The organism is Gracilibacillus xinjiangensis (assembly GCF_042651765.1).
In the GTDB taxonomy this organism is placed as follows: domain Bacteria; phylum Bacillota; class Bacilli; order Bacillales; family Amphibacillaceae; genus Gracilibacillus; species Gracilibacillus xinjiangensis.
In genome coordinates this window covers 365,722-377,585 of sequence record NZ_JBHSDT010000004.1, presented here as the reverse complement: position 1 = coordinate 377,585, position 11,864 = coordinate 365,722, and the positions used below count along the sequence as shown (strand labels likewise).

The following is an 11,864-nucleotide window of genomic DNA, read 5'->3' as shown; positions in this document are numbered from 1 at the left end:
TAGACTCTTTTTCATCTTCTTTCCATTAAATTAATTCCAACTCCCATACATAATACCCCCATCAACAGGAGAATGGATAATGGCTGTGTAATATCCACTAAATCTTTCCCATAAACAGTGACTGTTTTTAATGCTTCCATCCCGTATGTTACCGGGATAACCTTAGAAATTGTTAAGACAATATCATTATTCACGATCTCAATTGGCCAGTAAGCTCCCCCAAGCATTGCCATACTTACAGCAACAATTGGTACAATTGCATTTAGTTGTGATGAACGATTGACTAATCCAATTAACAACATACCAAGTGAAACAATGGCAAACGTATAAACAAAACATATCAGGAAGATTTCTAGCCAATTACCTCCAATCTCAAAACCAAAGAAGTGTTGGAACATAGCGAAAACGATTAGTATCTGGGCCATTCCAATGACAAAGGCAAAACTTAAATAACCTAAGTATACTTGCCATTTTCGGACAGGTGATAATATGAGCCGGTCCCAGCTGCCTCTTTGCTTTTCTTCTGCTACCTCACCTAGACTAAAAACAATGGTATATATCGCAAAAAATAAAGTCATTCCAAACAATGCTTGCAATTGATTATTAAATAAAAATACATCTCCTTCTGATTCACCAATTTGGCTTTCAACCACTATAGGCGGCCGCTCTAGGGATTCCTTAATTGATTGACGTAACTGTTCGTTACCAGTCTGATTAACTGCTTGATCAATCCTCAACTCTTCCCAATAAGTCGAACTGATATATTGCTCAACAATCGCTTGGTTAGGGTTCTCTGTTCCAATTATAATACGGTAATCTTCCCTTGCTAGTACAACACCGAAACTGGCGATGCCCAATGCAATATTCTCCCTGGCTTTTTCATAATTAGTTTCGATAAATTGAAAACCTTCTAATTGATTTAAGTGATCAATAAATTCTTCCCTGTCTCCTTGCGGAAAATCATCAGCAAAGCTTGTTGGGATAGAAATCTTGGATTGATTGCTAGCACCGCCAATAAATATAATAAAGACAATTGTCATAGCAACCATTGCCAGGACCATGAATGGTTTTCTGCGGAGACGTTGCCATTGTAATAGGAATATATTCATCATGAGTCAGCCCTCCTTGTCGGGAATACCATGATACTTATAACAAAAATAACGAGTGCGATGATAATAAGACGATACATGTACGGCATAATGTTTGCTAATGGCATTCCTTGATTTGCCAGCATATATGCTCGCATTGTCATTCCGTTTGGAGTCCAGCTCCCAATCGTTTGAATAACTTCCGGAAAAGCGGTAATTGGTGTAAAGCTGCCTCCAAGTAATGCCATGACACTAACAACTCCACCTGAGAAGGAGCCGGCAATAGAATTCGAGTTGAAACGAACAGTCAGAGCAATAAGTAAGCTGCCTATCGCACCAACAGCTATCGCATAAAGGAGTGTAATCGCAAGAACAGTTAATGTAATATCCCATGTAAATGGTTGAAAGGATTGCATAATCAGTGATGAAAGACCGAACAAAATCAGTATTTGGATAAATGTCATCAGAATAACTGCCAGCAGTTTGCCTAATAAAAAGTAAATTGGATGTGTTCCAGACAATATAACTCTGCCCAATACCAATTGCGAGTGCTCGGTATATGCTTTTGCAGCCATGGTGGAAGCAACGAAGAACGCAAACATTACAGCCATCCCAACAGTATAATATTCCATTGAGCTGATTGGATCCCTGCTGGTAATTGTTTCCTCAACTGCAATATTTTCTATATTAAGGCCTGCTTCTATCGTTACATCAGAACCGGCAGATTTTGCAATGGCAGCTTCTATATTCAAGGAATTAGTGAACTGTTCCATAATATTCTGGAGAATATCCCCAGCAAAATAAGCGTGTTCTCCTTTCGTGATGCTTAGTGTACTGGTTGCCGGTTGACTGAGCAATATATTAGCTAACAGTTCATAAGTAAAATCTTCCGGGATCGTTAGTATGGCATCAATTTCTTGTGAGGATAATTGTTTTTCCGCCTTCTCCGCATCCATTTCCACGACTGTCAAAAAATCTAAATCCTCTTTCAATAACTGTTGCAGTATCTGGTTTGGTTGTAATTCTTCTGTTGCTTGCGTTAATCCTGCAACTGCTTCTTCTGGAAGTGATTGATCTTCTAATTGCTGGACAAATAAAGAAGTTCCTTCCTCAGGGTTATCTTCTTCCACTAAAGCAACAGTCATATCAGATGTTACCTCTTCTCCCATCACACCTTTTAAGGCAAAACCTAAAATCATCATTAATACGAACGGCATCAGGAGAATGATTAAAAGCTCGGTGCGATCACGCCATAGCAGTTTCATATCTTTTACCAAGAAATCGAACATAATCACCCCTCCTAATCTCTTAATCTTCTTCCGGTTAGATGTAAGAAGACATCCTCTAGTGACGGGACTTCGATATTAACACTATTAATAGATATTTGCTGTTGTTCTGCTAATTGAAAAATATCTGCCAGTTTACGACTGTTTTTCGGTACGATTAACTTTAGCCCTTTCTCCCACTCTGTAACCTTCAAGACTGATGACTGCTCTTTCAGCGCTTCTTCAAAAGTTATGGATGACTGATCTGTTTCAAGATGGATCGTTTCTTCACTTGATAAAATACTTGTCAGCTCATCTTTTGTACCTGTTGCAATTACCTTCCCATGATCCATTATATATATTCTGTCACATAACCTTTCTACTTCCTCCATATAGTGTGAGGTGTAAAGAACGGTCATCCCTTGTTCTTCATTTAACGTTTTCACCATTTCTAAAATATAATGACGTGACTGTGGATCAATCCCCACTGTCGGCTCATCCATAATGATGATGTCCGGGTTATGCAACAGGGCTACAGCAATATTGATTCGTCTTTGCATCCCGCCGGAATAATTTTTTACAAGTTCCTTTTGCCGATCTTCTAGTCCAACCAGTTTTAAGACTTCTTGAATTCGCTGTTCTAATTGCTTTCCTTTTAACCGATAAATCTTGCCGAAAAATTTTACATTCTCATATGCAGATAATTCCTTATACAAAGCAATCTCTTGAGGCACAACCCCTAACGTCGGACGGATAATGTTTGGATTTTTAATTACATCTTGCCCATTCCATGTTACAATCCCCGATGTTGGCTTCATTAAAGTGGCGATCATCGAGATGAATGTCGATTTCCCTGCACCATTTGGTCCCAGTAACCCAACAGATTCTCCTTGTTTTAAATATAAACTGACATCATCCACCGCTACTTGCTTTTTATATACTTTGCGCAATGCCTCTGTTTCTAGCAAAGGGTTCACCTTCCTTTAGTTCATTAATATATTCTTAGTTTAATTGAAAAAGGACAGTGCGAACACTGCCCTCAGTCATTACTTTTCATCCAAACTGTGACTTAAGTCATTTTATACATAACCATTCCGTATCGCATAGATAGCAATTTGTGTACGGTCCCTTAATTCAAGCTTATCAAGAAGTTGACTAATATGATTTTTTACCGTACCTACAGATAAAGCCAATGCCTCTGCAATTTCTTTATTACTCTTCCCTTCTCCAAGCAAACATAATATATCTGTTTCTCTTTTCGTTAATGAAACAGGATGACCTTCATTAACAGGCGCCCTTTTTTCCAGCAAATGCGGGACGACTTTCTTCGCTACCTCACCTGGTAATTGTAATCCACCAGCTAAACAATTTTTGATTGCATGGATAAGCTGGCTTGCTTCTGCATCCTTCAGCAGGTATCCATGAACACCTATTTTCAACGCCTGAACAGCATATTCTTCATCATTAAATGTTGTCAGCATCAGTACCTTCATTTCCGGAAAGCGTCTTAGCAACTCTTTTGCCGCTTGCAATCCATCCATCTCTGGCATTCTTATATCTAATATCGCCATATCATAATAATTCTGCTCACGTAATTTTAATGCTTCCTGGCCATTTTTTGCTTCACCTGTTACATGGATGGTTGGATCAGTTTCCAACATCATTTTAATTCCCTGTCTAACAATTGCTTGGTCTTCGGCTAATAATATCTTTATCACTTAGGACCCCCCTTTATTGGAAACATGCCACGAATAACAAATTGGTTACTGTATGATTGAACCTCTAATTGACCGCCAATTTGAATCAGTCGTTCCCTCATCGCCTTTAAACCAAATCCTTCTTTTATGTCTATTTCATTTTGTAATGGATTAATCACTTCAAACCGGAAATGGGTGGCACCAGGCGCTTCCAGAATGATTGTCGCCTCTTTTCCAGAACTGTGTCTCATAACATTAGTTAGTGATTCCTGAATGGCACGATAAACAACGCTAGCCTGTTCTGGACTCAATGAAATAGACAGAGCATTTTGCCGCATCGAAAATGATATTGATATGTACTGCTCTGCCTCGAGTTTACGAATTAATTGAATAATTGCTGCAATCCCTGTAATCTTATCTTCCTTTAATGCTTTCACTGCTTTTCTCGTTTCGGATAAACTTTCTTGTGCTAAACTTTTTAGCTGGCTCCACTCCTCACGATTATCCTGCAGCCTTAATATTTCAATTTGCATTAATAAATTCGTTAATGTATGACCAACACGATCATGAATTTCTCTTCCTATATAAATACGCTCTTGTTGCCTGACATGCTCATCATTCGATATCGAATCACGTTTTACCTTGCGATACGTATGCAATAGCGCCTGATAACGTTCTTCTAAGTCTGTTACATCTTTTACGTTTTTTTGAAAATAATAAGCGAATAAAATTGTAGATATAGATACTAAAAAAAGCATGAGGAGAATTATAGGTGAAAAAAACTCCATATGTATTAAATAAATGGATCCTATCACGATGATTAACAAGCTATACATCGTTTTTCCTCTGAAAAGATAAGTAATATGGACAATTAAAAAAATAAACATCATCCAAACAAATGGATTCACTACCCCATTCAATGGGATAAGAAATGTAACAGTTAGTACAATGCATAAACCGAACCAAATGATGTAATTTCCCTTTTTTATGATAGAACGAAAGAAGAATAATGAGAAAAAAATGGCTGCCATTCCAAAAAGGTATGCCGAATGAGACTCAGCATCCATCTCGACAATTAATCCACCTGTCCATGCCAACAGCCATAATAATAACCAAAGCCACATTGACCCCCGCATATGCCCCCCCCTTTCTCAATAATATACCATAATTCAGAAGATTCGAGCTTCGGAAATATTATCGTGCAAAGCACTTGTAAGACGTTAAATGAACAGAATGACATTATTAACCTACTTAACGTTTGGCAATATTACTATATAGTAAAATACTCTCAATCTATATTCTTCGTACACTTTTTCATAAATCTCTATTGACATTGCCAAAAAATAGTTATAGTATTACATTAAATGTTCATAGAAAGCAATTCTTATCCAGAGAGGTGGAGGGGCAGGCCCGGTGAATCCTCGGCAACAGGTTCGAACTTAGAACACTGTGCCAAATCCTGCGGGACAGCATATACTACGAGTACCCGGAAGATAAGAAGTAGTGATGTCAATCAAACTTCTTATCAAACCAGATAAGAGGTTTTTTATTATAAGGTAAATTGCCATCAAGTATGAGGCAAATCACGTTCTTCCAATAGGATTGTATCAAAACAAAAGGAGGATGTTTATACATGACAGAGCAGTTAATTACGTATGAACATTATCGAGAGAGTCACTGGAATGGATTTACACCAGACGCAGAGGATCAGACAAAAGGTGCTCAAGATATTATTGACTACGCTTACGGGTCTTATGGAGATTCCTTAGTGTATGCTTGCAGCTTTGGTGCAGAAAGTATGGTTTTGATTGATTTAATTTCTAAAGTAAAACCTGATGCGAAGTTAGTTTTCCTTGATACAGACCTTCACTTTCAGGAAACATATGATTTAATTGATCAAGTGAAAGAAAAGTATCCACAATTACAAATTGAGATGAAACGACCTGAATTGACGTTAGAAGAGCAGTCAGAGCAGCATGGTTCGGCTTTATGGAAACGAAATCCTGATCAATGTTGCTATATAAGGAAAATAAAACCATTAGAAGAAGTGTTGAATGGTGCGACAGCATGGATTTCAGGCTTAAGACGCGAACAATCGCCTAGTCGTGCAAACACAGAATTTTTTAATAAAGACAATCGGTTTAAATCTGTGAAAGTTTGTCCGCTAATTTATTGGACTCATGATGATGTATGGGACTATATCCGGTCGAATAATTTACCATATAATCCTTTGCACGATCAAAATTATCCTAGTATCGGTTGTATCCCATGTACAAAACCAGTAGAGCAAGGCGGGGATGAACGATCAGGAAGATGGACAAATTTCAATAAAACAGAATGCGGATTACACACCACGTAAGTTATGGTGCTTATTTTTATGACAATATCAAAGTAAATCAATAGGTTTAATTATGTAAATGGATCCTTTATCCAAAAATCTACTTAGGGGTGAGTTTTTTGACATTACAAGTTGTCAATAGTCCTTTTGACGAAAGGCAAACAGAAATCTTAAATCAGCTGTTACCAACACTAACCAATGCACAAAAAAATTGGCTTGCAGGCTATTTAGCTGCTTCTCAAGCAACAGAAGCTCCGGCAGCTCCCGGGCAACCACAGGCACAAGCGACATCAGCACCAACAAGGACGATAACCATTCTATATGGTTCCGAAACCGGGAACAGCCAAGCACTTGCGGAAAGCCTAACAGATAAATTAAAAGCAAAAAATCTAAAAGTATCTGTATCAAGCATGGATGATTTTAAGCCAAAGAAAATTAAAGAGGTAGAAGATTTATTTATCATCACAGCTACGCATGGTGAAGGAGATCCGCCAGATAATGCCATTCAGTTCCATGAATTTTTACTTGGGCGTAAAGCTCCTAAATTAGAGAACGTCCGCTTCTCTGTTCTGGCATTAGGCGATGAGTCTTATGAGCATTTTTGTCAAACAGGTAAAGACTTTGATAACCGCTTAGAAGAATTAGGAGCAACACGAATTTACAACAGAGTAGATTGTGATGTAGATTACGATGAGTTGGCAGAAGAGTGGATGAACGGAGTGTTAGCAAAGTTAGAAGAAGACCAGGGTAATCAACAGACCGTTGACATTGCAGCACCTACACCAGCTGAACAACCCATTTACTCAAAAAGCAACCCTTTCTCTGCTGAAGTTCTGGAAAATATTAATTTAAGTGGAAAAGGTTCGAATAAGGAAACGAGACATATTGAATTATCTCTGGATGGTTCAAACTTCAGTTATGAACCGGGGGATTGTCTAGCAATCTATCCAAAAAATGACCCGGACTTAGTAAAGCAAGTTATTAAACAACTAGACTGGAATCCAGAGCAAACAGTTCCGATCAATAAACAAGGAGAAATTCGCTCCATTCACGAAGCATTAACATCCATTTTTGAAATTACCAGATTGACAAAAGGCTTGCTTGATAAGGCTGTAAGTTATTTCAAAAATGATGATTTACTAAAATTAATTGCTGACAATGAGCAAATTAAGCAATACATCGATGGCAGGGATTTACTTGATTTAATTCAAGATTATCCGCCAGCAGAACTTGATCCAACAACGATGATGCATTGGCTGCGGAAGATACCGGCACGCCAATATTCCATTTCAAGCAGTTACAAGGCAAACCCTGATGAAGTTCATTTAACTATCGCAACAGTTCGTTACAATAGCTGCGGAAGAGATCGCACGGGAGTTTGTTCCGGTGAATTTGCTGAAAGAATTAAACCTGGTGATGTTGTAGAAGTATATGTTCACCGCAATCCAAACTTTAAATTCCCATTTGATGAGTCCACACCTGTTATTATGATTGGACCAGGAACAGGGGTTGCTCCATTCAGAGGATATATTGAGGAACGTGAAGAACTCGACTTAAAAGGTGACACATGGTTATTCTTTGGTGATCAGCATTTCCGTTCTGACTTTCTATACCAAGTCGATTGGCAAAATTGGCTAAAGAAAGGCTATTTATCTAAGATGGATGTAGCTTTCTCTAGAGACACAGCGGAAAAAGTTTATGTCCAAAACCGTCTGTTAGAAAACGCAAAAGATGTATTCGCTTGGTTGGAACGCGGAGCACATCTATTCGTTTGTGGCGATGAGAAGAGAATGGCGAAGGATGTTCATCAAACTCTCATTCAGATTGTCGCTGAACAAAAGGATGTTAGTCGAGAAGAAGCAGAAGCATATATCAATCAATTAAAACAAGAAAAACGTTATCAAAGAGACGTATATTAATTAGGAGGATATCCATGGCAGGCAACGACCAGAAAAAACTAGACCCAATTGAAAAGTTAAAAGAAGACAGCCGGTTTTTAAGGGGAACAATTGTTGAGGGATTAAATGATCCAATAACTGCATCTATCTCAGATGATGACACAAAACTACTGAAATTTCATGGCAGTTACCAACAGGATGACCGTGACATTCGTGATGAGCGCCGCAGACAAAAGTTAGAACCGGCATACTCATTTATGCTGCGTGTTGCGATACCAGGTGGTGTAGCAACACCAAAACAATGGTTAGCTGTTGATGACTTATCACAAAAATATGGCGACAATACAATAAAACTTACAACAAGGCAAGCATTCCAATTGCACGGTATATTGAAATGGAATTTAAAAGAAACAATAAAAACAATCAATGATGAACTGATGACAACCATCGCTGCATGTGGTGACGTGAACCGTAATGTAATGTGTAACCCCAATCCTTACCAGTCAGAAGTCCATCAGGAAATTCAAGATTGGGCCCAAAAAATTAGTGATCATCTGTCACCAAAAACAGGCGCTTATCATGAAATATGGTTAGATAGAGAAAAAATAATCGATTCCAAAGAAGAGGAAGAACCAATTTACGGAAAGACATACTTACCAAGAAAGTTCAAAATTGGTATTGCAGCACCTCCATCTAACGATATCGATGTCTTTTCACAAGACTTAGGCTTCATTGCAATTGTTGAGGATAACGAGGTGAAAGGTTTTAATGTGGTTGTTGGCGGCGGCATGGGTTCAACACACGGGAATACCAACACTTACCCGCAACTAGGTAAAGTAGCCGGATACTGTAAAAAAGAAGATGTTATTCAAGTTGCTGAAAAAGTAGTAACTATCCAACGCGATTACGGAAACCGTTCCGATCGGAAAAATGCCCGGTTTAAATATACAATTGATCGCTACGGGCTAGACTGGTTTAAAGAAGAATTAGCAAACCGTCTTGGATTTTCATTAGAAGATGCGAAAGATTATCACTTTGATCACAATGGTGACAGATATGGCTGGATCAAAGGAAATAACAGATGGCATTTCACATTATTTGTTGAAAATGGCCGTGTAAAAGATACAGATGACTATAAACTGATGACAGCATTACGGGAAATTGCCAATGTTCACACAGGGGATTTCCGCCTGACACCAAACCAAAATCTTGTTATTGCAAATGTATCACCACAAAAAAAGAAAAAGATTCAGGAAATTATTGACGCATACGGCTTAACGGATGGAAAACATTACTCTGGTTTAAGAAGAAATTCAATTGCTTGTGTTGCCTTACCAACATGTGGTCTTGCTATGGCAGAATCAGAACGGTATTTACCATCCTTAATTGGGAAAATTGAGGGCATATTAGCAGCGGAAGGTTTACAAGAACAAGAGATTGTTATCCGTATGACAGGTTGTCCAAATGGATGTGCACGTCCAGCTTTAGCTGAAATAGCGTTTATAGGCAAAGCACCTGGTAAATATAACTTATATTTAGGTGGAAGCTTTACTGGTGATAGGTTAAACCAACTATATCGCGAAAATATTGGAGAAGAAGAAATACTGGCAACATTAAAGGAAATTATCCATATATATGCTGAAGAAAGAGAAGAAAATGAACATTTCGGCGATTTTGTTGTTCGAAAAGGCTATGTCGACCCAGTGTATGACGGCCAGAATTTCCATAGAGAAACGAAAGGAGTTTTATAATGTCAACAGTTATTGAAAAGCAACGTGAAACAATTACAGCTCATGGTGGTACACTAGTTAACAGAGAATTAACTGGTGCAGATCGGGATAAAGCAATCGAGGCTGCTAAAAATCAGCCTTCCCTTACGATCAATAAGTGGGGCATTTCCGACCTAGAATTAATCGCTATTGGTGGCTTCAGCCCGCTAACAGGTTTTTTAGGTGAAAAAGATTATCTGAATGTTGTAGAAAACGTACATCTGGCAGATGGTACGGTTTGGAGTATACCCATTACACTTGCTGTAACAGAACAAGAAGCGGATCAATTAACTATTGGTGACACTGTAGCGTTATATGGTGAAGATGGTGTACTTTATGGAACGCTTGACTTACAAGAGAAATATCGATATGACAAGGAAAAAGAAGCCCAATCTGTATATGGAACAACGGATGATAGCCATCCAGGTGTAAAAAAACTATATGAAAAAGGCGAAATTTACTTAGCTGGACCAATTCAATTAGTAAACAGACCAGGGCACGAAGGATTCGAAGATTTTTATTTAGACCCAATTGAAACACGCCAGTTATTTGCAGACCTTGGCTGGAAAACAGTTGTTGGGTTTCAAACAAGAAATCCTGTTCACCGCGCACACGAATATATTCAAAAAATCGCACTAGAATCTGTTGACGGTTTATTACTGAATCCATTAGTTGGTGAAACAAAGTCGGATGACATTCCTGCAGATATTCGTATGGAAAGCTATCAAGCAATCCTAAAGCATTACTATCCAGAAAATCGCACAAGACTAGTTATTTATCCTGCAGCGATGCGCTATGCCGGACCACGTGAAGCGGTATTACATGCCCTTGTTCGTAAAAATTACGGCTGTACACATTTCATTGTAGGGCGTGACCATGCAGGTGTTGGTGATTTTTATGGCACATATGAAGCACAGGATTTCATTTCTAAATTCGAAGATGAACTTGGCATTCAAATATTCAAATTTGAGCATGCCTTCTACTGCTCCAAATGTGAAAACATGGCAACACAAAAAACATGCCCGCATGACAAATCAGAACATGTTCACTTAAGCGGAACGAAAGTCCGCGAGAAACTGCGTAACGGGGAACCACTACCCCGTCAATTCTCTCGCCCAGAAGTGGCAGAAATTTTAATCAAAGGATTACAGAGAGGAACGAAAGCATGACAAAAGCTACAAATATCATTTGGCACGAATCAGCTGTTACTAAACAAGACCGATTGCATTTAAATGAACACCAGAGTCCTGTTTTATGGTTTACTGGCTTATCAGGATCAGGGAAATCAACATTAACTGTAGCATTGGAAAAAGCCCTTTACGATCAAGGTATTCGCACCTATCGTTTAGATGGGGACAACATAAGGCATGGTTTAAATAATAATTTAGGCTTTAGTCCTGAAGATCGAAAGGAAAATATTCGTCGTATTGGTGAAGTAGCAAAACTGATGAGCGACGCTGGCCTAATCACATTAACAGCATTTATTTCCCCATATCAGGAAGATCGTGATAATGTACGTCAGCTGTTAGCAGATGGTGATTTCATTGAGATTTATGTGAAATGCAGCTTAGAAGGCTGTGAATTGCGTGATCCTAAAGGACTTTATCAAAAAGCACGTGCTGGCGAAATCAAAGGATTTACTGGAATTGATGCACCATATGAAGAACCAGTTAATCCAGAACTAACAATCGATACAGAACAAAACACAATTGATGAGTCTGTTGAACAAATAATTGATTATTTAAAAACAAGGAAATATATATAGGAATGATAAACACAATAAACCACCCTATCTTCAATGATGAGGGT

10 protein-coding genes and 1 riboswitch are annotated in these 11,864 nt (G+C 38.4%); of the genes, 5 read left to right on the top strand and 5 right to left on the bottom strand.

From position 1 onward, the window contains the following. Positions 1 to 11: 11 nt before the first annotated feature. The 5 genes from ACFOY7_RS06080 to ACFOY7_RS06060 form a co-directional block, all read right to left on the bottom strand. Positions 12 to 1,112 (bottom strand): ABC transporter permease, encoded by a 1,101-nt coding sequence (locus ACFOY7_RS06080; protein ID WP_390250409.1) that lies wholly within the window; start codon positions 1,110 to 1,112, stop codon positions 12 to 14. Continuing rightward, complete coding sequence (locus ACFOY7_RS06075; RefSeq protein WP_390250407.1) at positions 1,109 to 2,377, bottom strand: ABC transporter permease; 1,269 nt, start codon at positions 2,375 to 2,377, stop codon at positions 1,109 to 1,111. Before ACFOY7_RS06075 ends, ACFOY7_RS06080 begins: the two co-directional genes overlap by 4 nt. A gap of 11 nt (positions 2,378 to 2,388) precedes the next feature. Next, the gene (locus ACFOY7_RS06070; RefSeq protein WP_390250405.1) at positions 2,389 to 3,321 is read right to left on the bottom strand and encodes an ABC transporter ATP-binding protein; all 933 of its coding nucleotides are present in this window, start codon (positions 3,319 to 3,321) and stop codon (positions 2,389 to 2,391) included. Between the two features lie 111 nt (positions 3,322 to 3,432). Continuing rightward, positions 3,433 to 4,071, bottom strand: coding sequence for a response regulator (locus tag ACFOY7_RS06065; RefSeq protein ID WP_390250404.1), 639 nt, complete (start codon positions 4,069 to 4,071; stop codon positions 3,433 to 3,435). Continuing rightward, positions 4,068 to 5,174 (bottom strand): sensor histidine kinase, encoded by a 1,107-nt coding sequence (locus tag ACFOY7_RS06060; RefSeq protein ID WP_390250402.1) that lies wholly within the window; start codon positions 5,172 to 5,174, stop codon positions 4,068 to 4,070. The genes ACFOY7_RS06065 and ACFOY7_RS06060 overlap by 4 nt, the downstream gene beginning before the upstream one ends. Before the next feature lie 257 nt (positions 5,175 to 5,431). Further along, positions 5,432 to 5,550, top strand: a riboswitch (SAM riboswitch). A 133-nt stretch (positions 5,551 to 5,683) separates the two neighbouring features. On the opposite strand from ACFOY7_RS06060, the gene ACFOY7_RS06055 reads away from it, so the two are divergent. From ACFOY7_RS06055 to cysC, 5 genes are all read left to right on the top strand, one after another. After that, the gene (locus ACFOY7_RS06055) at positions 5,684 to 6,409 is read left to right on the top strand and encodes a phosphoadenylyl-sulfate reductase (RefSeq protein WP_390250401.1); all 726 of its coding nucleotides are present in this window, start codon (positions 5,684 to 5,686) and stop codon (positions 6,407 to 6,409) included. 98 nt (positions 6,410 to 6,507) lie between these two features. Continuing rightward, on the top strand, positions 6,508 to 8,307 hold the full coding sequence (locus ACFOY7_RS06050; RefSeq protein ID WP_390250399.1) for an assimilatory sulfite reductase (NADPH) flavoprotein subunit: 1,800 nt from the start codon (positions 6,508 to 6,510) through the stop codon (positions 8,305 to 8,307). Between the two features lie 14 nt (positions 8,308 to 8,321). Further along, positions 8,322 to 10,037 (top strand): assimilatory sulfite reductase (NADPH) hemoprotein subunit, encoded by a 1,716-nt coding sequence (cysI, locus tag ACFOY7_RS06045; RefSeq protein ID WP_390250397.1) that lies wholly within the window; start codon positions 8,322 to 8,324, stop codon positions 10,035 to 10,037. Continuing rightward, positions 10,037 to 11,224 carry a sulfate adenylyltransferase gene (gene sat, locus ACFOY7_RS06040; RefSeq protein WP_390250395.1) on the top strand — a complete coding sequence of 396 codons (1,188 nt, stop codon included), beginning with the start codon at positions 10,037 to 10,039 and terminating at the stop codon, positions 11,222 to 11,224. Before cysI ends, sat begins: the two co-directional genes overlap by 1 nt. Next, positions 11,221 to 11,820: an adenylyl-sulfate kinase gene (gene cysC / locus ACFOY7_RS06035; RefSeq protein ID WP_390250393.1), complete on the top strand. Its 600-nt coding sequence runs from the start codon at positions 11,221 to 11,223 to the stop codon at positions 11,818 to 11,820. Before sat ends, cysC begins: the two co-directional genes overlap by 4 nt. Positions 11,821 to 11,864: the final 44 nt, after the last annotated feature.

Bases quoted from the DNA above. Each gene is read 5' to 3' on its own strand.
- ACFOY7_RS06080 (WP_390250409.1), bottom strand. From the start codon at position 1,112: ATGATGAATATATTCCTATTACAATGGCAACGTCTCCGCAGAAAACCA.
- ACFOY7_RS06075 (WP_390250407.1), bottom strand. From the start codon at position 2,377: ATGTTCGATTTCTTGGTAAAAGATATGAAACTGCTATGGCGTGATCGC.
- ACFOY7_RS06060 (WP_390250402.1), bottom strand. From the start codon at position 5,174: ATGTGGCTTTGGTTATTATTATGGCTGTTGGCATGGACAGGTGGATTA.
- ACFOY7_RS06055 (WP_390250401.1), top strand. From the start codon at position 5,684: ATGACAGAGCAGTTAATTACGTATGAACATTATCGAGAGAGTCACTGG.
- cysI (WP_390250397.1), top strand. From the start codon at position 8,322: ATGGCAGGCAACGACCAGAAAAAACTAGACCCAATTGAAAAGTTAAAA.
- sat (WP_390250395.1), top strand. From the start codon at position 10,037: ATGTCAACAGTTATTGAAAAGCAACGTGAAACAATTACAGCTCATGGT.
- cysC (WP_390250393.1), top strand. From the start codon at position 11,221: ATGACAAAAGCTACAAATATCATTTGGCACGAATCAGCTGTTACTAAA.